This is a genomic window from Bacillus paramycoides (genome assembly GCF_001884235.1).
GTDB classification, from domain to species: domain Bacteria; phylum Bacillota; class Bacilli; order Bacillales; family Bacillaceae_G; genus Bacillus_A; species Bacillus_A paramycoides.
Genome location: NZ_MAOI01000009.1, coordinates 1 through 19,540, shown reverse-complemented (window position 1 = coordinate 19,540; position 19,540 = coordinate 1). Strand labels below are relative to the sequence as shown.

Annotated in this window: 21 protein-coding genes, 1 tRNA gene and 1 pseudogene; 9 read left to right on the top strand and 14 right to left on the bottom strand. The window is 39.1% G+C overall.

The features are described from left to right. Positions 1-233 precede the first annotated feature (233 nt). The 5 genes from rnr to BAU28_RS01080 form a co-directional block, all read right to left on the bottom strand. Complete coding sequence (rnr, locus tag BAU28_RS01100; protein ID WP_071717460.1) at positions 234-2,654, bottom strand: ribonuclease R; 2,421 nt, start codon at positions 2,652-2,654, stop codon at positions 234-236. A gap of 166 nt (positions 2,655-2,820) precedes the next feature. Continuing rightward, positions 2,821-3,561, bottom strand: coding sequence for an alpha/beta hydrolase (locus BAU28_RS01095; RefSeq protein WP_165615140.1), 741 nt, complete (start codon positions 3,559-3,561; stop codon positions 2,821-2,823). Positions 3,562-3,724: 163 nt separating this feature from the next. Beyond that, complete coding sequence (secG, locus tag BAU28_RS01090; RefSeq protein ID WP_002174164.1) at positions 3,725-3,958, bottom strand: preprotein translocase subunit SecG; 234 nt, start codon at positions 3,956-3,958, stop codon at positions 3,725-3,727. Between the two features lie 94 nt (positions 3,959-4,052). Further along, positions 4,053-4,745 (bottom strand): LrgB family protein, encoded by a 693-nt coding sequence (locus tag BAU28_RS01085; protein ID WP_002174165.1) that lies wholly within the window; start codon positions 4,743-4,745, stop codon positions 4,053-4,055. Beyond that, on the bottom strand, positions 4,742-5,119 hold the full coding sequence (locus BAU28_RS01080) for a CidA/LrgA family holin-like protein (RefSeq protein WP_175546533.1): 378 nt from the start codon (positions 5,117-5,119) through the stop codon (positions 4,742-4,744). Before BAU28_RS01080 ends, BAU28_RS01085 begins: the two co-directional genes overlap by 4 nt. Before the next feature lie 341 nt (positions 5,120-5,460). Between BAU28_RS01080 and BAU28_RS31655 the strand changes: the two are divergent. Then, positions 5,461-5,541: pseudogene (locus BAU28_RS31655) on the top strand (nucleoside hydrolase); the annotation flags it as partial. 50 nt (positions 5,542-5,591) lie between these two features. Here the strand turns inward: BAU28_RS31655 and eno are convergent. From eno to BAU28_RS01035, 9 genes are all read right to left on the bottom strand, one after another. Then, complete coding sequence (gene eno / locus BAU28_RS01075; RefSeq protein ID WP_002124088.1) at positions 5,592-6,887, bottom strand: phosphopyruvate hydratase; 1,296 nt, start codon at positions 6,885-6,887, stop codon at positions 5,592-5,594. A gap of 30 nt (positions 6,888-6,917) precedes the next feature. Further along, positions 6,918-8,447, bottom strand: coding sequence for a 2,3-bisphosphoglycerate-independent phosphoglycerate mutase (gpmI, locus tag BAU28_RS01070; RefSeq protein WP_071717459.1), 1,530 nt, complete (start codon positions 8,445-8,447; stop codon positions 6,918-6,920). Next, positions 8,444-9,199 carry a triose-phosphate isomerase gene (tpiA, locus tag BAU28_RS01065; RefSeq protein ID WP_001231038.1) on the bottom strand — a complete coding sequence of 252 codons (756 nt, stop codon included), beginning with the start codon at positions 9,197-9,199 and terminating at the stop codon, positions 8,444-8,446. Before tpiA ends, gpmI begins: the two co-directional genes overlap by 4 nt. Before the next feature lie 32 nt (positions 9,200-9,231). Then, complete coding sequence (locus BAU28_RS01060) at positions 9,232-10,416, bottom strand: phosphoglycerate kinase (RefSeq protein ID WP_001036331.1); 1,185 nt, start codon at positions 10,414-10,416, stop codon at positions 9,232-9,234. Positions 10,417-10,555: 139 nt separating this feature from the next. Beyond that, positions 10,556-11,560: a type I glyceraldehyde-3-phosphate dehydrogenase gene (gene gap, locus BAU28_RS01055; protein ID WP_000161234.1), complete on the bottom strand. Its 1,005-nt coding sequence runs from the start codon at positions 11,558-11,560 to the stop codon at positions 10,556-10,558. Between the two features lie 27 nt (positions 11,561-11,587). Beyond that, entirely contained in the window at positions 11,588-12,616 is a 1,029-nt protein-coding gene (cggR, locus tag BAU28_RS01050) for a gapA transcriptional regulator CggR (RefSeq protein ID WP_002174169.1), read from the bottom strand. A gap of 135 nt (positions 12,617-12,751) precedes the next feature. Then, positions 12,752-12,997, bottom strand: a complete 246-nt coding sequence (locus tag BAU28_RS01045) for a glutaredoxin family protein (RefSeq protein ID WP_002174170.1) — start codon at positions 12,995-12,997, stop codon at positions 12,752-12,754. 9 nt (positions 12,998-13,006) lie between these two features. Beyond that, on the bottom strand, positions 13,007-14,314 hold the full coding sequence (rpoN, locus tag BAU28_RS01040) for an RNA polymerase factor sigma-54 (protein WP_071717458.1): 1,308 nt from the start codon (positions 14,312-14,314) through the stop codon (positions 13,007-13,009). A gap of 257 nt (positions 14,315-14,571) precedes the next feature. After that, positions 14,572-14,647 (bottom strand) — tRNA-Arg (locus BAU28_RS01035). A gap of 206 nt (positions 14,648-14,853) precedes the next feature. Here BAU28_RS01035 and BAU28_RS01030 point away from each other — a divergent pair. The 8 genes from BAU28_RS01030 (at position 14,854) to clpP (ending at position 19,464) form a co-directional block, all read left to right on the top strand. Further along, positions 14,854-15,060: a DUF1657 domain-containing protein gene (locus tag BAU28_RS01030; RefSeq protein ID WP_000216167.1), complete on the top strand. Its 207-nt coding sequence runs from the start codon at positions 14,854-14,856 to the stop codon at positions 15,058-15,060. Between the two features lie 114 nt (positions 15,061-15,174). Continuing rightward, positions 15,175-15,663 (top strand): hypothetical protein, encoded by a 489-nt coding sequence (locus tag BAU28_RS01025; RefSeq protein WP_071717457.1) that lies wholly within the window; start codon positions 15,175-15,177, stop codon positions 15,661-15,663. 29 nt (positions 15,664-15,692) lie between these two features. Then, a complete protein-coding gene (gene spoVAC / locus BAU28_RS01020; RefSeq protein ID WP_025148225.1) occupies positions 15,693-16,169 on the top strand; it encodes a stage V sporulation protein AC in 477 nt (158 codons plus the stop codon). Beyond that, positions 16,170-17,186, top strand: coding sequence for a stage V sporulation protein AD (gene spoVAD, locus BAU28_RS01015; protein WP_048370307.1), 1,017 nt, complete (start codon positions 16,170-16,172; stop codon positions 17,184-17,186). It begins immediately after the preceding gene. Then, complete coding sequence (spoVAE, locus tag BAU28_RS01010) at positions 17,183-17,533, top strand: stage V sporulation protein AE (RefSeq protein WP_002174175.1); 351 nt, start codon at positions 17,183-17,185, stop codon at positions 17,531-17,533. Before spoVAD ends, spoVAE begins: the two co-directional genes overlap by 4 nt. Positions 17,534-17,544: 11 nt before the next feature. After that, positions 17,545-17,751 carry a DUF1657 domain-containing protein gene (locus tag BAU28_RS01005; protein WP_071717456.1) on the top strand — a complete coding sequence of 69 codons (207 nt, stop codon included), beginning with the start codon at positions 17,545-17,547 and terminating at the stop codon, positions 17,749-17,751. Positions 17,752-17,771: 20 nt separating this feature from the next. Next, a complete protein-coding gene (locus tag BAU28_RS01000; RefSeq protein ID WP_025148223.1) occupies positions 17,772-18,641 on the top strand; it encodes a DUF421 domain-containing protein in 870 nt (289 codons plus the stop codon). A 241-nt stretch (positions 18,642-18,882) separates the two neighbouring features. After that, on the top strand, positions 18,883-19,464 hold the full coding sequence (gene clpP, locus BAU28_RS00995; protein ID WP_001049156.1) for an ATP-dependent Clp endopeptidase proteolytic subunit ClpP: 582 nt from the start codon (positions 18,883-18,885) through the stop codon (positions 19,462-19,464). Positions 19,465-19,540 lie beyond the last annotated feature (76 nt).

Here is a 19,540-nt window from a genome sequence, read left to right as displayed (position 1 = left end):
ACATTCTAGCCACTGTAGCTAGATTCCATAAAAAGCGAAAGTGGCTCGCTCAGAATGTGAGGTGGATGGAGCTTCTGACCTTGAGGCGCTCTTTGCCTCTTGGGAAGAAGCGAAGCCGCCGAACATTCTAGCCACTGTAGCTAGATTCCACAAAAAGCGAAAGTGGCTAACCTCCAAGCTACCTAAAAAAGAAAAACGGCCCCGCTTTTCATCAAAGCGAAGCCGCTCTTTTCTTACTTACGCTTTTTCTTTTTCTTCTTAAACCCTGGTACATTTTCGAAGAATGCTTTTTTCTTCTTGCCATTACCATCTTTTTTCCCTGGCTGACTTGCGGATGCGGATGTTGATCCCCTTCCTTTACCTTTGCCACCACGATCAAACTTTCTACCTGTTCCACGTTCACCGCTGCGCTCGTTACTACGTTCACTACGGCTAGCGCGTTTCTTTCTGCCTGTTCTTGGTTGTTCAATAACAACCGGACGATCTTTAAATTTACGACGAGGTGTGCCTTTCATGCCAACGATTTCAAAGTCGATTGCACGCTCGTCTTTATTTACGTTAATAACACGAATTGTAATTTCGTCACCAATACGGAATACGTTACCTGTACGTTCTCCGATCATTGCGAAATGCTGCTCGTCATAACGGTAGTAATCATCCGTTAAGTAGCTAACGTGTACAAGACCTTCAATTGTATTTGGCAGCTCTACGAATAAACCAAAGTTTGTTACAGAGCTAATCATACCGTCATACTCTTCACCGATCTTATCAAGCATATATTCTGCTTTTTTCAGTTCGTCTGTTTCACGCTCTGCTTCAACAGCACGGCGTTCCATATTAGAAGAATGCTCTGCAATCTCAGGTAAGTTTTCACGCCATTTCGCTTGCGTTTCATTGTCGACTTTACCGTTAATAATGTATTCACGAATCAATCTATGAACGATCGTATCTGGGTAACGACGAATCGGCGATGTGAAATGCGTGTAGAACTCAGTTGATAAACCGAAATGTCCTAAGCTATCTGCATCGTAACGTGCTTGCTTCATAGAACGAAGCATAACTGTTGAAATTACTACTTCTTCAGGCTGTCCTTGAACCATTTCAAGAATTTGCTGCAATGCACGAGGATGTATTTCATTCGCACGTCCTTTTACCGCATATCCGAAGTTTGTTACAAACTCGAAGAAACGCTCTAACTTATCTTCTTTCGGATCTTCATGGACACGGTACATAAACGGTACGTTCATCCAGTGGAAATGCTCTGCTACTGTTTCGTTCGCAACAAGCATAAACTCTTCAATTAACTTCTCTGATACAGAACGATCACGCATGACAACATCAGTCGGTTTTCCTTCTTCATCTACTAGCACTTTCGCTTCTTTAAAGTCAAAGTCGATTGCACCGCGGCGCATACGTTTTTCACGTAAAATTTGTGCTAACTGCCCCATCTCTTTAAACATTGGCACTAGCGGCTCGTAACGCTCGATTAACGCTTCGTCTTCATCTTCCAAAATGCTTCTAACATCCGCATACGTCATACGCTCTGTCGTTTTAATTACACTTTGGAAAATCTCATGCTTTACAACATCACCTAGATTATTGATTTCCATTTCACACGATAATGTAAGACGATCTACTTTTGGATTTAATGAACAAATACCGTTAGATAAACGGTGCGGAATCATTGGGATTACACGGTCAACAAGATATACACTCGTCGCTCTTTCAGCTGCTTCAACATCAATTGGAGAACCTTCTTGAACGTAATGACTTACATCCGCGATATGAACGCCAAGCTTATAGTTACCGTTCTCAAGCTTCGTTACTGTAACAGCATCATCTAAATCTTTTGCATCTGCACCGTCAATTGTAACAATCATTTGATCGCGCAAATCACGACGATCTTTTAAATCTTCTTCTGAAATCGTTTCTGGTACACTGTTTGCGTGTTCCATCACTTCTTCAGGGAACGCTAAAGGTAAATGATGTTTATGAATAACAGATAAAATATCTACCCCTGGATCATTTTTATGACCTAGAATTTGAATAACTTCACCTTCCGCACTTAAACGGTTCTCTGGGTAGCTCGTAATTTTCACAACTACTTTATGACCTTCTACAGCGCCCATAGATGCACTTTTCAAGATAAAAATATCACTTGTCCAGCGCTTATTATCAGGTATAACAAACCCAAAGTTCTTCGATTCTGTATATGTACCAACTAGTTCTTTCGTTCCACGCTCTAAAATACGAACAATTGTACCTTCTTGACGTGAACCACTTGATTGCGAGCTAACACGCGCTAATACTGTATCACCATGAAGTGCACCATTTAATTCTGTAGGCGGGATGAAAAGATCATCGTCTCCCGTTTTCTTCTCCTCTGGAACGACGAAAGCAAAGCCACGTGCGTGTCCAATTAACTTACCGCGTACTAAACTCATCTTTTCAGGAAGACCGTAGCGGTTGCTACGTGTACGAACAACAAGCCCCTTCTCTTCCATCATTACAAGTGCCTTTACGAAATCTTTAAAGCCCTCAGAGCCTTCGATTCCAAATGCAGCTTCTAATTCTTGTATCGTTAACGGTTTATACGCTTCTTCTCTCATAAATAATAACAACTTATCAATATGTTCTTGTATGATTTCTTCCAAGTAGAAATACCTCCTTTAAACCCTTATATTATTTAGTGTATCCGAAAGATAGGGGATGTATAAAGTGAAACTTTTGTTAGTTGGGATTTTGTCCATCCCCACTAATTATTAACCCACGCCAATCAGGATAAAAAATTCCCTTATGAAAAAAAGAGGCAACTAGATCTTACCAATCTAGTTGCTCCAAGAAGTTATATACATCCTCATGTAGCACATCACGTTCTTTATCAAGTGTAATGACATGCGTAGAGTCTTCATACCATTTAATGTCTTTTAACGTAGATTCTACACCGTTATAAATAATGTTAGCACTATCTGTATTGATCATCTCATCATGGCGTGCTTGTACAACGAATGTTGGAGCATAAATCATATCAACATTATTGCGTACGTCACGAATTAACTCTTGTAATGCTTTTAATGTATTCATCGGTGTCTGTTTAAATTCAAACATTTCCTGTTCAATTTGCTCTGGTGATTTTTGTTCACGTTTTTTATATTCGCGTGCATATGCCAATATACCTTGATACATAATTTCTTCACTTTTAATGTACATCGGTGCACACATTGGTACAACACCTAAAATCGGTAATGTATAAGCAAGTTTTAATGAGAATACTCCGCCTAATGATAATCCAACCGCAGCTATTTTCTCGTAACCTTGATCTTTTAAATGCTGGTAGGCATTCATTACATCTTTCCACCAGTCTTCAGGACCTGTATGAACAAGCTGCTCTGGTGGTACACCGTGTCCTTTATAAATTGGTGCATGACAAGTATAGCCTTTCTTCTCTAAAAAACGTCCAAGCATACGTACATCAGCTGAGTTCCCTGTAAATCCATGTAATAATAAAACAGCGCGGTCTCCACCTTCAAATGTAAATGGTTTTGGAGATGCTAATTTCATCATGTATTTCTCCTCTTTCTCTTCTGTAATCTAGTCGTATTTTTTCTATTCTTAGTGTACCATATTTATAATTCCATAATCTAATTAGAAACTTTTTTCGAATAACAAATTAAAAAAAGAAGAACCATTAGCACAAATCAGCTAACGCTTCTTCTTTTTAATTCTATAAATTGAAGTACGTAACACCAATTGTTAGTACGAAGAATAATACAGCTAAAACAACTGTAATACGGTTTAATACCGCTTCAATTCCACGTGCCTTTTGCTTACCAAACAATTGCTCTGCACCACCTGAAATAGCGCCTGAAAGGCCTGAGCTATTACTAGACTGCATAAGTACCATAACAATCATTAAGATCGATACAATAATAAGTAAAACTGATAATAACGTATGCACTTGGCGTACCTCCTACAAAGATTCAGTTATTTTAAATGTAGCATAAATCCTATAGAAAAGCGAGAGCTATAGAATTGCTCTCGCTTTTCTTCTATTACATAAACATCATTGCGAATAACGGTCCGAGCAAACATGTCAAAATTGCTGTTAATGTCATTGTTACCGATCCAATGACACCTTCATGCTCATTATTCTTCATTGCTCTCATAACACCCATAATATGAGAAGCACATCCAAAGCCAATCCCTTTACCAACCGAGTTTGTAACGCGGCTCCATTTTAATAAAATTGGTCCTGTAATTGTTCCAGTAATACCTGCGATAACGACGAAGGCCGCTGTTAAGGACGGGACACCACCAACTTGTTCAGATACACTCATTGCAACTGGCATTGTCACTGATTTTGGTAAAGAAGATAAAATTAAGCTTTTATCTGTTCCCATAAGTGAGGCGATAGCGAAATCACTTGCAATAGCAACCGTTGTACCTACTAATACACCACCAGCAATTGGTACAACATATTTTTGTAAAACATGACGTTGTTTATAAAGCGGGATTGCAAATGCTACAACACCTGGTCCAAGTAGCTTCGCAATCCAGCCACCACCGCTTTCCATGTAATTTTGATATGGTATATCAAGCACTATAAATAAGAAAGCCATTAATCCTGTTGCTACAAGCATTGGAATGGTAAATGGTGTTGGAAATAATTTATAGATTTTTTTAGATAATTGATATAATAGCACCGTAAAAAGAACCCAACCGATTCCGATTAATATTTGGCTCATTGTGTCTCTTTTTCCTTTCTATTCGCAAGATATTGTCCTGTATGTCCGGCGACAATAATAATTAAAAACGTACTCGCTATAACTGTAATGAAAAGAGAAATTCCTTTACTCATAAAAAAAGCACCGTAATTCATTAGGCCAAGCGTTGGCGGAATTAATAAAAACGGCATAATGGCAACGAGTGTTTCTGCTCCTAAATCAAACCATTTCACTGGAAGTACTTTTAGGCTAAGTAAAACAAGTAAAAAAAACATCCCAATCAAACTTCCTGGAATTGGAATATTCAACATTTCTTGCACCCAATTTCCAACCATATAAAACACATAAAGAGCTGCAATTTGGACAAGAATCTTTGTAAATTTCATGTTCATCATCCCTCATGTTTATACGATCTTCTGTTAATATCTTTATCATAGTATAAATTGTAAAAAGCTGCAATTTATCAAATCGACACCAAAAAACCGTCATGTTATACGCTTACACCCTTGATATGACTGCATTTCTGAACTTAAATTACGTCAAAAACATTGACCTAATATATAAAGTTTATATTTTCTGAATTTTAACGGTTACTATTTCAATAAAACAAAACCCTTCACTCCATTTTTATTCTGTCTTCTCGCACATATATATAACAAGATAGGTAGTGAACATATGTCTAAAAAAGTTCTCATTTTTTGTGATCCTGGAATCGATGATACGATGGCCCTCTTCCTCGCAATACATTGCTATCGATTTTGATTATAACCTTTTCTTTAAATACTTCATGTCACTTATGACAGATGAACAATTTTAGCATAAAAAAACAGACCGTGATTTCTCACGGTCTGTCGTTATTTTCTACAATTATCGTTTGATATTGTAGAAAGATTTTAAACCATCGTAAACAGCGATTTCGCCTAGTTCGTCTTCGATGCGTAATAATTGGTTGTACTTAGCAATACGGTCAGTACGGCTCATAGAACCAGTTTTGATTTGGCCAGCGTTAGTTGCAACTGCGATGTCAGCGATTGTAGCATCTTCAGTTTCACCAGAACGGTGAGATACAACTGCTGTGTAACCAGCACGTTTAGCCATTTCGATTGCTTCGAAAGTCTCAGTTAAAGTACCGATTTGGTTAACTTTAATTAAGATTGAGTTAGAGATACCTTTTTCGATACCTTCAGCAAGCTTTTGAGTGTTAGTTACGAATAAATCGTCACCAACTAATTGTACTTTATCACCGATACGCTCAGTTAATAATTTGTGACCATCCCAGTCGTTTTCGTCTAAACCATCTTCAATAGAGATGATTGGGAAGTCTTTGCAAAGCTCTTCGTAGAAATCAACCATTTCTGCAGAAGTTAAGCCAGTACGGCCTTCGCCTGCAAGGTCATATTTACCAGTTTCTTTGTTGTAGAACTCAGAAGAAGCAACGTCCATTCCTAAGAATACGTTCTCGCCAGCTTTGTAACCAGCTTTTTCGATAGCTTCGATAATTACTTCTAATGCTTCACGGTTAGAACCAAGGTTTGGAGCGAATCCACCTTCGTCACCTACTGCAGTGTTAAGACCTTTGTCATGTAATACAGCTTTAAGTGCATGGAATACTTCAGCACCCATACGGATTGATTCTTTGAATGTTGGAGCACCAACTGGTAAGATCATGAACTCTTGGAAGTCAACGTTGTTATCAGCGTGAGAACCACCGTTGATGATGTTCATCATTGGAGTTGGTAATTGTTTTGCATTGAATCCACCAAGGTAACGGTATAATGGAAGACCTACGAAGTCAGCTGCTGCGTGAGCTACTGCCATAGATACACCAAGGATAGCGTTAGCGCCTAGTTTACCTTTGTTTGGAGTGCCATCTAATTCGATCATAGCACGGTCGATACCAGCTTGGTCAGTTACATCGAAACCAACGATTTCTGGAGCGATTGCTTCGTTAACGTTGTTTACTGCGTTCATAACACCTTTACCAAGGTAACGAGATTTGTCACCGTCACGTAATTCTACTGCTTCGTGTTCACCAGTAGATGCACCACTTGGTACGATAGCGCGTCCGAATGCGCCGCTTTCTGTGTAAACTTCTACTTCTACAGTTGGGTTACCACGAGAGTCAAGGACTTCGCGAGCATAAACATCAATAATTGTTGACATAATAAATTCTCTCCTTTTTATATAAGCAAATTATTTAATAATTGTTTTACCTGTCATTTCTTTCGGTTGTTCCACATTTAAAAGTGTAAGCATTGTTGGGGCGATATCTCCTAAAATACCACCTTCACGAAGCTCTACATCATTTTTTGTAACGATGAAAGGAACCGGGTTAGTTGTATGAGCTGTCATTGGTCCACCATCAGCAGTTAACTCCTGATCAGCATTGCCATGGTCAGCAGTAATAAGTGCTACACCATCTTTTGCAAGAATCGCTTCTACAACTTTTCCTAAACATTCGTCAGTTGCTTCTACTGCTTTAATTGTTGGTTCCATCATCCCAGAATGGCCAACCATATCACAGTTTGCAAAGTTAAGAATGATAACATCATGTTTATCATTTTCGATTTCATTTACTAAAGCGTCCGTTACTTCGTAAATGCTCATTTCAGGTTTCAAGTCATATGTTGCAACCTTCGGTGAGTTAATTAAGATACGCTTTTCTCCTGGGAATTCAGCCTCACGACCACCGCTAAAGAAGAATGTAACGTGCGGATACTTTTCAGTTTCCGCGATGCGAAGTTGCTTTAATCCCGCTTGCGCAACAACTTCACCTAATGTGTTATCAAGGTTCATTGGCTTAAATGCCACGTAACCATCTACAGTTTCACTGAAATGTGTCATACAAACGAATTCAGGAATGTGAGGTACTTTTTCACCACGATCGAACTCACGGAAGTCTTCGTTTGTAAATACACGAGCAATTTGAATTGCGCGGTCTGGACGGAAGTTATAGAAGATAACTGCATCATCATTATTGATTGTTGCAACTGGCGTGTCATCTTCGTTAACAATTACAGACGGCAATACGAATTCATCATAGATACCATTTGCATATGAGTCTTCTACACACTCTTCTGCAGATTTATAAGTAGGGCCTTCACCATTCACCATAGCACGGTAACATTTTTCTACGCGATCCCAACGCTTGTCACGGTCCATGGAGTAATAACGACCAGAGATAGTCGCGAATTGTCCTACTCCTGTTTCTTTAATTACTTCATTTGTTGCATCGATATAACCTTTTGCTGTTTGTGGTCCAACATCGCGGCCGTCTAAGAATGCATGAATATAAACTTTCTCCACACCTTCTTTTGCTGCTAAGCGAAGAAGAGCAAACATATGGTTCATGTGACTGTGCACACCACCATCAGAAAGTAAACCGAATAAATGAAGAGCAGTACCTTTTTCTTTTACGCTTTTAATTGCATTTTGGAAAGTTTCGTTCTGATCGAACTCACCTTCACGAATTGCAACGTTTACGCGAGTTAAGCTTTGATATACTATGCGACCAGCACCAATATTTAAGTGACCAACCTCAGAGTTACCCATTTGACCTTCTGGAAGACCTACTTCCTCACCACAAGCTGTAAGCGTTGTATGAGGGAATTTGTTCCAGTAACCATCAAAATTAGGTTTCTTAGCTTGTGCTACAGCATTCCCGTAAGTTTCTTCACGTAGTCCGAAACCATCAAGAATGATTAAAGCTGTTGGCTTTCTCATTTTACCGCCCCCAGAAGACCTAAGAACGAAGCAGGCTCTAAGCTAGCACCGCCAACTAAAGCGCCGTCGATGTCAGATTGTGCCATATACTCTTTAATGTTTTCTGGTTTTACGCTACCGCCGTATTGAATACGAACAGCTTCTGCAGCTTCTGGAGAAACAGCTTCTGCAACAACTTTACGGATGTGCGCACATACTTCATTTGCATCTGCAGAAGAAGAAGATTTACCTGTACCGATAGCCCAGATTGGCTCATAAGCGATAACAGTTGCTTTAACTTGCTCTTCTGTTAAACCTGCAAGTGCTTTTGTCACTTGACCTGCTACTAGATCAAATGTTTTTCCGCTTTCGCGCTCTTCTAAAGTCTCACCACAGCAAACGATTGGTGTTAAACCATGTTCAAATGCTGCAATAGTCTTTTTGTTTACTGATTCGTCTGTTTCAGCAAACATTTCACGACGCTCAGAGTGGCCAAGTACTACGTAGCCTACTTTTAAGTCGCTAAGTGCTACTGGGCTAATTTCGCCAGTGAATGCACCATTTTTTTCGAAGTGCATGTTTTGTGCACCTACTTGTAAGTCAGTTCCTTCAGTCGCTGCTACTAAACGCTCTAAGAATAGAGCTGGAGAGCAAACTACTGCATCAACAGCTGAAGCTGCTGGGATTTGACCTTTAACTTCCTCTACGAAGCTAACTGCTTCAGATAGAGTTTTATTCATTTTCCAGTTACCTGCGATAATTGGTTTACGCATGCTTTGCACCGTCCTTTTTCTTTGGCTGCTACTTATTTGTCGTTAAGACAAACTACACCTGGAAGCTCTTTACCTTCCATGAATTCTAATGACGCACCGCCGCCAGTAGAAATGTGGCTCATTTTATCAGCCATACCGAATTTTTCAACAGCTGCTGCAGAGTCCCCACCGCCGATAACAGAGTATGTATCTTCTGCATCTGCTAATGCTTGTCCTACTGCTTTTGTACCTTCTGCGAATGGAGTCATTTCGAATACACCCATTGGTCCATTCCATACAACAAGCTTAGAGTTTTTGATTACATCTGCATAAATTTCACGTGTTTTAGGACCGATGTCCACGCCTTCCCAGTTAGAAGGGATAGAGTCGATACCAACGATTTTAGTTGTTGCAGTTTCAGAGAATTCCTCTGTGATTACAACATCAACTGGCATGTAGAAGTTTACGCCTTTTTCTTTTGCAAGTTGCATAAATTCTTTAGCTAGTTCAATCTTGTCGTCTTCACATAGAGATAGACCAATTTCATGACCTAAAGCTTTAACGAATGTGTAAGCAAGTCCGCCACCGATGATTAAGTTATCTACTTTGTCTAATAGATGACGAATTACACCGATTTTATCTTTTACTTTCGCACCACCGATGATAGCTGTGAATGGACGTTCTGGGTTAGAAAGTGCTTTACCTAATACATCTAACTCTTTTTCCATTAGTAAACCAGATACTGCTGGTAGGTAGTCTGCGATTCCTGCTGTAGAAGCGTGAGCACGGTGAGCTGCACCGAATGCATCGTTTACGAAGATATCAGCAAGAGCTGCAAATTCTTTCGCAAGTTCTGCATCGTTCTTTTCTTCGCCCGCATAGAAACGTACGTTTTCAAGAACTAATACGTCGCCTTCGTTCATTGCTGCAACCATTTCTTGTGCAACTGGTCCGAATGCTTCGTCCGCTTTCTTAACATCTTTACCAAGAAGCTCGCCTAAACGTGCTGCTACTGGAGTAAGACGTAATTCTTCTACTGCTTGACCTTTTGGACGGCCTAAGTGGCTTGCTAAAATAACTTTCGCACCTTGCTCTACTAAATATTGAATTGTAGGAAGAGCTGCACGGATACGAGTTTCATCTGTAATTTTGCCTTCTTTCATAGGTACGTTGAAGTCAACGCGGCAAAATACACGCTTACCTTTTAAATCTACGTCACGAATTGATTTTTTGTTCATTGGTTTTCCCTCCGACTACTAGTTAGGATTGACAAAACCCATTCAAAAGCTTAACACATTTGCTTCTAAAACGAAAGAAGAGAGAGAGGGAACAAACCCTCTCCCTCGTTTTGTCATTGATTACTTATATACTTAAGAATTAAAGACCTTTAGAAGTCATATATGCAGCTAGGTCTACTACGCGGTTAGAGTAACCAGTTTCGTTATCGTACCAAGAAAGTACTTTAACCATGTTACCTTCCATTACCATTGTAGATAATGCGTCGATTGTAGAAGAAGCTGTGCATCCGTTATAGTCGATAGATACTAATGGCTCTTCGCTGTATCCAAGGATACCTTTTAATTCGCCTTCAGCTGCTGCTTTGAATGCTGCGTTTACATCTTCAACTGTTACTTCTTTGTCAAGTTCAACAACTAAGTCAACAAGAGAAACGTTAGCAGTTGGAACACGTACAGCGCCGCCGTTTAATTTACCTTTAAGTTCTGGTAATACTAATGCTACAGCTTTAGCAGCACCAGTAGATGTTGGGATCATGTTTTCAGCTGCTGCACGAGCACGACGTAAATCTTTGTGTGGTAAGTCTAAGATTTGTTGGTCGTTAGTGTAAGAGTGAATTGTTGTCATCATTCCGCGTTTTACGCCGAATTTTTCGTTTAATACTTTAGCGAATGGAGCTAGACAGTTTGTAGTACAAGAAGCGTTAGATACTACGTTGTGGTTAGCTGCATCGTATTGTTCGTGGTTAACACCCATAACTACAGTGATATCTTCGTCAGAAGCTGGAGCTGAGATGATAACTTTCTTAACTGATCCACCTAAGTGTTTTTCAGCGTCTGATTTTTTAGTGAAACGACCAGTAGATTCTACTACTACTTCTACTCCGTAGTCGCTCCATGGTAATTGAGCAGGGTCACGCTCAGCGATAACTTTAATTTCTTTACCGTTAACAACGATGCTGTTTTCGTTAGCAGATACTTCTGCATTTAAAGTTCCGTGAACTGTGTCATATTTTAAAAGGTGAGCTAATGTTTTAGCATCTGTTAAGTCGTTGATTGCTACTACTTCTACCTCAGAGTTGTTAAGAGCTGCGCGGAATACGTTACGTCCGATACGTCCAAATCCATTAATACCAATTTTAGTCATTTGAATTTCCTCCTTGGGGGATTATATTTAAAGGGTAATACCCTTTGTTAACTGTTTTGCTGCACCTTCATCTGTAATTAGAATTGAAGTGTGCCCTTGCTTTATTACAGCCTGTATTGCCTTTGCCTTCGAAGAACCTCCAGCGACTGCAACAACGTGAGATACATGTTGTAAATCTTCAAGTTGCATACCAACTGTTCTTACTTTATGAACAACATTTCCTTGTTCATTAAAGTAGTAACCGAAAGCTTCGCCAACTGCTTCGCTTGCCTGAATCTTTAACCAATCTGCTTCTGAAGTATTTCTACGACGTGCCATTGTTAACGCATCACCGATTCCATGAATGACGATATTGGAAGATCGAATCAACTCAAGAACTTCTTTCACGGATGGCTCTGTTACAATGGACGCATATGCTTCGCTACTAACGTGATCTGGAACATACAATAAGCGATAATTACTCATCGTATTTTGTGCCATTTTGGCACAAATAGTATTGGCTTCTAACTCAACACCTTCTCCAATTCCACCACGTGCTGGGACAAATAGCATATGTAAATCTTTGCAATCAAGTTGCATCATGTCCGCAGCAGCAGCTAGCGTAGTTCCTCCAGCCACAGCAACGATATTATTCGCTGTCAGACGGTCTTTTATACAAGTCACACAAGCACGGCCCATCTCCAGTTTGACCCAAGGTGATTCATCACTATCACCAGGGACAACGAAAACTTCATCCAAATCTAATGTTTCCTTAAGTTGTTTTTCTAAAACCTTTAACCCGGAAATTTCTTTCATAAAGTCTTCCAAAGCAAGAACTAAAGCTGTTCCTTCTTCTGTCAAAGTCATTCCAGAAGAAGCGACGTGAACTAAGTTTTGTTCTTTCAAAACTTGAACTTCACTTCGCAATACTCGTTCTGTCATACCAAGACTTGCAGATAAGTTTCTTCTTCCAATCGGCTGCATAAGCCTGATGTACTGAAGAACTTGCATTCTCGTTTGCATAACAGGTAGCAGATCAGGTAATAATTTTTTTGTGTTCTGAATCCATGAGCGCATATCTTTTCTCCTCACTACATTGGTTCATTTTTCCTTGTGGTCACTTTGTGTCCCGTAGTGACATTTTATGTCCCACATAGGTTAAAAAAATAATCCCTGCTACGTGTATTATTGTAACAGGAGATTGAAACTTATTCAACTCTTAACTGCATTGTTTATATAGTTTATTATGACACCTTTGTGAATGTTACCATATTCTACTTGTTTTCCGCCTATTTCTACAACCGGAATCATTAAATGATATTTTTCTAAAAGGTCATTATCTTCATATATATCTATTTCCTCGATTTGAAAAGAATATTCACATTGTACTTCCTGTAAAACTTGTTTCGCCTTTTCACAAAGACCACAATCTTTTTTTGTATATAGTACAACTTTCATCTTCTTCACCTATCCAATTGTTTTTCTTAGAGACGAAGCAGGAATGTGCATTTGTTCTCTATATTTCGCAACTGTTCTTCGAGAAATAACGATTTCATGCTCTTCTTCTAATAATTTTGAAATCTTTTGATCCGAAAGTGGCTTTTTCTTATTTTCCGCCTCCACAAGCGTTTGAATAATCCGCTTCACCCGCTTCGTTGAAACGGCCTCATCCTCTGTCGTCGAAACAGCATTACTAAAGAAGGATTTCATCTCAAATAAACCGTGCGGTGTTTGCACATACTTATTTCGCGTTGCACGACTAATTGTAGACTCGTGCACACTTAACTCTTCCGCTACCTCTTTTAAAGCAAGTGGCTTTAAATACTCTGGACCTTTCCAGAAGAAATCACGCTGTTTTTCCATAATAATAGTCATCACTTGTAAGAGTGTTTGTTTTCTCTGTTTCAAACTGCGCATAATCCATTGCACATGTTGATACTTCTCCGATACGTAAGAAGCAACTTCTCTTTCACTATTATTAAGAAGCGCACTATACTCAGAATGAATTTCAATTCTCGGCATATTTCTCTCGTTCATCTGTAAAACGAGACGATCACCTTCTTTTTTCACCGCCATATCAGGCACAATATAAAGTGGTTTATCAGAAGAAAACGCAAGACCTGGTTTTGGTTGTAATGACGTAATACAATTTACCGCATGCTGTAATTCCTCATTACTACACTTCAGCACTTGAACGAGCTTTCGCCAATCTTTCTTCACGAAGTAAGTGAAGTGCTCCTCTACAACCTCTTCCGCTAATCCATTCCGTCTTTGTAAGCGCTTCAATTGCAAGGTTAGACATTCCTGAATATTACGCGCCCCTACCCCTGCTGGCTCTAAAGATTGGACAAGCTCCACAGAACGGTCTACTACATCCATCGACGCAGAAAGAAGCTCTGATAGCTCTTCATTCGTTTCTTGTAAATACCCATTTCCATCCATGTTCATAATAATGAAAGAAGCTATTTTTCGCTCTTCTTCATCTATTTTATAATACTGTATTTGATTTAATAAATGTTGCTGAATCGTTGTTGAATCCACACTGTAGATTTCCATCTGATTCTCGACTTGTTTGCCGGTACTTTTACTTGTGTTAGAGCTCTTTTTCTTCTCCCTCTCAAAACCACCTAACTCAATAAGGGGATTCTCTAACGATTGCTCATACAAAAACTCCGATAATTCTTGTACATTATACTGGAGCATTGTAATCGCTTGCCTTAACTCTTGTGTCATTGCCAAACGTAAGCTTTGTTCTTGTAAAAGACTTGCCTTCAAACTAATCTCCCCCTTGTTTCTATTGTACAATAAGTTTGGTAAAAGGAGAATCCTATCGCAGACACCCATTCCAAAATATTATTAATTTATATGTATTAATGAGATTTACATCTTACAACCTAAAAATGAATAATATTGAAATAAAATAATAAACCACAACATTATCACCAAGTACTAATAGTAAATCTTATCACTAGATATAACAAGAGAAAAATAAAAAAGTCCTAACCTACAAAACGTAAGTTAGGACTTTTTGACGCGCCCAGAGGGATTCGAACCCCCGGCAGACGTGGTACCGGAAACCACCGCTCTATCCGACTGAGCTATGGGCGCATGATTATAAAAAAACACTTCATTTTCTTCTCATAATAATAGCAATAAAATCCATCTAAAGCAATAAAAATATACCCTTAATCCTTTATGCCCCTTAGCTGGAAGCATATAAATACATACCCCTCCCCTAAATTTTCCAATCATAAATTCTCCCCAACTCACAAATTATAATCTTTGAATTGATATTCCAAAGGGGGCTTCATTCAATGACTGTAATTACAAAACTAAAGCAAACTGTTTCTGGATTAAAAAGTGCACAAGCTAGCTTAGAGGGATTCGCTCTTGATACGGATAACCAACAAGCAAAGCAACTTTTCCAAACAGCTGCGCAGCAAACACAAACAATTATCGATTCTTTAAACCCACGTGTTGAAGAAGTCCAACAAGAAGAACCACAATACACACAGCAATAACTAAAAGTACCATTTCATCTAATGGTATACATTGCTGTGAAACAGAAAAAGGATGATATGCAGTCATCCTTTTTCTCTCACATTACATAATGCAATAGAAATGGAATGATGATTATGCGAAAGATTGGACTTATAACCGCGTTATTTGTACTTCTATTTAGCTCTTTTACTGGCTGTGATAATAGCCCATTAGATAAAAAGGTAAAGAAAGAAGAAGCAAAACGAACAGAGAAAGAAAAAGGCCCCAAATTAACGAAGATGAGCACGGAATCCTTTAATCAATCTATATCGCAAGAAGCAAAGAAAAAAGCTCTCGCTATGGATGAAATTATAAAAAGCACCGCAGTTAATTCAAATTTAGACCTCTACATAGCGGTTAAACCTGAACATCATGAAAGGTTTGGACTAAAACCACTGCGCAAAAAACTTCAAAAGCAATTAAGTGATGAATATCCTACTTTCGATGTTCGTGTCAGTACAGATAAAAAGATCTTCATGTTACTCGAAAAGCTTGAAATCAAAATTAAGAGAAAAGAAGTAAATAAAGATGAAATCAAAAAACAGTTAAAGCTTATCGGATCAGAAATGGAATCTAACACTTAACGCTTTCTAATAGAAAAGGAAGGATTGAAATGTCTAGTAAAGATAAAAACTTAACCCCTGTACAACAGGAATATAAAAAATTCGAGCAAGAACGGGAGCCCAAGCGTCCTGTTTTGAAAAATTGTATAAAAGCTTTTTTCGTCGGTGGTTTTATTTGTTTAATTGGACAGTTTATTTCTACTTTTTACATCACATATTTTGATTTCACTGAGCGTTCAGCAGGAAATCCAACAGTCGCAACTCTTATTTTCATCTCGATGTTACTAACTGGATTCGGTGTATATGACCGCCTCGGACAATTTGCCGGAGCTGGCACAGCTGTACCTGTTACTGGATTTGGAAACTCGGTAATCGCAGCCTGTATCGAACACCGGACTGAAGGATTCGTTCTTGGTGTTGGAGGTAACATGTTTAAACTAGCTGGCTCTGTTATTTTATTTGGTGTATTTTCTGCTTTCGTCATCGCACTTATTAAAACGATTCTCGTTCAATGGGGAGGGCTATAAATGTTACAAGGACACCGAACGTGGGTATTTGAAAACAAACCAGTCATTATCTCAACCGGGGTAGTCGGTGGACCATTTGAAGCAAAGGGAAATATCCCTGAAGACTTCGACACCCTCCATGAAGATTTATGGCTTGGACAAGATTCTTACGAAAAGGCACATAAAATTTTATTTGAAGAAGCTTGTAGCCGCGCTACCGAAAAGGCAAAACTTCGTAAAGACGATATTCAATTCGTACTCGCAGGAGATTTAATTAATCAAATAACTCCAACGAGCTTTGCATGTCGTACACTCGGAACACCTTATCTCGGATTATTTGGAGCTTGCTCTACTTCTATGGAAGGATTGGCACTTGGGGCAAGCATTGTAAATGCAAAAGGGGCGAAATATTTATTAACTGGAGCATCAAGCCATAACGCTGCCGTAGAAAAACAATTCCGATATCCAACTGAATACGGTGGTCAAAAACCTCCTACTGCCCAGTGGACAGTAACCGGTGCAGGCGCAGCTATTTTAAGTGACACTGGATATGGTCCACAAGTAACATCCGCAACAATTGGTCGCGTTGTCGATATGGGATTAACTGATCCATTTAATATGGGTGGCGCGATGGCCCCAGCGGCTGTCGATACGATTGAAGCCCATTTACGTGAACGACAAATTGACGCCTCTTACTACGACTTAATTGTAACAGGTGACCTTGGACATGTTGGTCGCGAAATTGCCTACGACCTACTACATAAACATGGAACAAAAATAACGAGCGAGCAATTCCAAGATTGCGGAATCATCATTTATAGAGACGGGCAACCTGTCATAGCTGGTGCAAGTGGCCCGGGATGTTCTGCAACAGTCGTGTACGGTCATTTATTAAATCGAATGAAAAGGGGAGAATTTAATAAGATACTTGTCGTTGCAACAGGTGCTTTACTATCTCCGCTGACATTCCAGCAAGAAGAAACAATCCCCTGTATCGCTCACGCTGTTTCGATTGAATTTGGAGGTGCAACGCAATGATTTTTTTCTGGGCTTTCGTCATTGGTGGACTTATATGTGTAATTGGGCAACTGATGTTTGATGTCGGTAAGTTAACGCCAGCTCATACAATGGCAACACTCGTTGTTATCGGCGCAATATTAGATGGGCTTAATCTTTATGAACCATTAATTGATTTCGCTGGGGCCGGAGCAACCGTACCAATTACAAGCTTCGGTAACGCCCTCGTTCACGGTGCGATGGAAGAAGCGGCTAAACATGGAATCGTCGGTGTCATTACCGGTATGTTTAAAGTAACGAGTGCTGGTATATCCGCAGCTATTATTTTCGGATTCATCGGTGCATTACTATTTAAACCGAAAGGATAAGAGGTGTTTGTATGACTGTTATCGCTAGCGTAAAAACTTGTCTTGCTAGTGTAAGGGGCGCTCAAGCAAGTTTAAGCTCCCTTTCATTAAATTCACAAGATGAAGAAGCAAAACGCGTATTTCATGAATGTATGTTAGAAATGGACAGCGTTATTGCTGATTTAAAGAATAGAATTTCAGTATTAGAACGTGAAGAACCTCAATATAAAGGGTTTTAAGTAGACTGGAGGAATTTACTATGTCTCACCTACCCGAATGGACACTTGTCATTCTCCGCTCTGTATTCATATTAATCATTTTATTCGCTATTACGAAATGGTTAGGGAAAAGACAAATCTCTCAGCTCTCCTTTTTTGAATACATAGCCGGAATGACAATCGGTGACATCGCTGCCCAAGTATCTACAGGGCTCGATTCAAAATTTTTCCACGGCGTCTTTGCGATACTCATTTTCGCTGTGGTACCTTTTTTCACAGGAATCCTCTCCTTAAAGAACAAAACAGCTCGGGACTTCTTTGAAGGGAAATCTACCGTATTAATAAAAGATGGAAAAATACTCGAAGATAACTTAAAGAAAGAAAAATATACAAGTGACGAATTACTTGAACTACTCCGAGGAAAAGATGCGTTCAGCGTAGCTGATGTTGAATTTGCTGTATTGGAACCGAGCGGTGAATTAAATGTATTATTGAAGAAAGATCGCCAGCCACTTACAGCAAAAGACATCGGCTTAAAAGTACCAAATGAAAAAGAAACACAAACTGTTATTATGGATGGAAATGTACTAGATGAACCTCTTTCTGCTAGCGGGCATAACCGCGCTTGGTTACATTCAGAATTAGAAAAACTTGGTGTTGTCATTGAAAATGTCTTTCTCGCTCAAGTTGATTCATACGGACAACTTACTATCGACATTTACAATGATAAACTCCAAATGCCATCCCCTCAGAACAAACCTTTATTATTAGCATCTTTAAAAAAATGCCATGCTGATCTTGAATTATTCTCTTTAGAAACGAAATCAAAATCAGCGAGTGATATGTATAGTAAAAACGCGGAACAAATCGAGAACATCTTAAATAAAGTAACCTATCTTTTAAAAGAATAGGTAATGAAAGAACGCTTCTGTATAAAAGGCGTTCTTTTGCCTTTTATACAGCTTTAATCACGTTTAAATTTATGTAATTCGGTTATGATGTTGAAGATACATAAGCAGGGAATTTCAAAAACATAGCGAATAAATCATGGTACAACTACATATTTTTTTGATTTAAAGTGGTTTCGTTTGACCTTTATTGACCATAATTGTATTATAAGACTAAGAAAGCTTTCAAAGGAGGAAATAACAGATGAATTTAATTCCTACAGTAATTGAACAAACAAATCGTGGAGAACGCGCTTACGATATTTACTCTCGACTATTAAAAGACCGCATCATTATGCTTGGTAGCGCAATTGATGACAACGTAGCAAACTCAATCGTTTCCCAGCTTTTATTCTTGGAATCTCAAGATCCAGAAAAAGATATTCACATCTATATCAACAGCCCTGGTGGTTCTATCACAGCAGGTATGGCAATTTACGATACAATGCAGTTTATTAAACCACAAGTATCAACAATCTGTATCGGTATGGCTGCATCTATGGGTGCATTCTTACTTGCAGCAGGTGAAAAAGGAAAACGTTTCGCTCTTCCAAACAGTGAAGTAATGATTCACCAACCACTTGGTGGCGCACAAGGTCAAGCGACTGAAATCGAAATCGCTGCAAAACGTATCCTATTCTTACGTGAAAAATTAAACCAAATCCTTGCTGACCGTACAGGTCAACCACTTGAAGTTTTACAACGCGACACAGACCGCGACAACTTCATGACAGCTGAAAGAGCTTTAGAATACGGTTTAATCGATAAGATCTTTACAAATCGTTAATAACTAAAAGCGGAAGCGGCTCATTTAGAACAGGAGGGCGTTGGAGCCCCTGATTCTGAGGCGCTTTTTGCCTCGA

Excerpts from the sequence above, each read along its gene's own strand:
- BAU28_RS01095 (WP_165615140.1), bottom strand. The coding sequence starts at position 3,561 with ATGAAATTAGCATCTCCAAAACCATTTACATTTGAAGGTGGAGACCGC.
- BAU28_RS01085 (WP_002174165.1), bottom strand. The coding sequence starts at position 4,745 with ATGAGCCAAATATTAATCGGAATCGGTTGGGTTCTTTTTACGGTGCTA.
- BAU28_RS01080 (WP_175546533.1), bottom strand. The coding sequence starts at position 5,119 with ATGATGAACATGAAATTTACAAAGATTCTTGTCCAAATTGCAGCTCTT.
- eno (WP_002124088.1), bottom strand. The coding sequence starts at position 6,887 with ATGTCAACAATTATTGATGTTTATGCTCGCGAAGTCCTTGACTCTCGT.
- gpmI (WP_071717459.1), bottom strand. The coding sequence starts at position 8,447 with ATGAGAAAGCCAACAGCTTTAATCATTCTTGATGGTTTCGGACTACGT.
- tpiA (WP_001231038.1), bottom strand. The coding sequence starts at position 9,199 with ATGCGTAAACCAATTATCGCAGGTAACTGGAAAATGAATAAAACTCTA.
- BAU28_RS01060 (WP_001036331.1), bottom strand. The coding sequence starts at position 10,416 with ATGAACAAAAAATCAATTCGTGACGTAGATTTAAAAGGTAAGCGTGTA.
- gap (WP_000161234.1), bottom strand. The coding sequence starts at position 11,560 with ATGACTAAAATTGGTATTAATGGATTTGGACGTATCGGACGTAACGTA.
- cggR (WP_002174169.1), bottom strand. The coding sequence starts at position 12,616 with ATGCGCTCATGGATTCAGAACACAAAAAAATTATTACCTGATCTGCTA.
- BAU28_RS01045 (WP_002174170.1), bottom strand. The coding sequence starts at position 12,997 with ATGAAAGTTGTACTATATACAAAAAAAGATTGTGGTCTTTGTGAAAAG.
- BAU28_RS01030 (WP_000216167.1), top strand. The coding sequence starts at position 14,854 with ATGACTGTAATTACAAAACTAAAGCAAACTGTTTCTGGATTAAAAAGT.
- BAU28_RS01025 (WP_071717457.1), top strand. The coding sequence starts at position 15,175 with ATGCGAAAGATTGGACTTATAACCGCGTTATTTGTACTTCTATTTAGC.
- spoVAC (WP_025148225.1), top strand. The coding sequence starts at position 15,693 with ATGTCTAGTAAAGATAAAAACTTAACCCCTGTACAACAGGAATATAAA.
- spoVAD (WP_048370307.1), top strand. The coding sequence starts at position 16,170 with ATGTTACAAGGACACCGAACGTGGGTATTTGAAAACAAACCAGTCATT.
- spoVAE (WP_002174175.1), top strand. The coding sequence starts at position 17,183 with ATGATTTTTTTCTGGGCTTTCGTCATTGGTGGACTTATATGTGTAATT.
- BAU28_RS01005 (WP_071717456.1), top strand. The coding sequence starts at position 17,545 with ATGACTGTTATCGCTAGCGTAAAAACTTGTCTTGCTAGTGTAAGGGGC.
- BAU28_RS01000 (WP_025148223.1), top strand. The coding sequence starts at position 17,772 with ATGTCTCACCTACCCGAATGGACACTTGTCATTCTCCGCTCTGTATTC.
- clpP (WP_001049156.1), top strand. The coding sequence starts at position 18,883 with ATGAATTTAATTCCTACAGTAATTGAACAAACAAATCGTGGAGAACGC.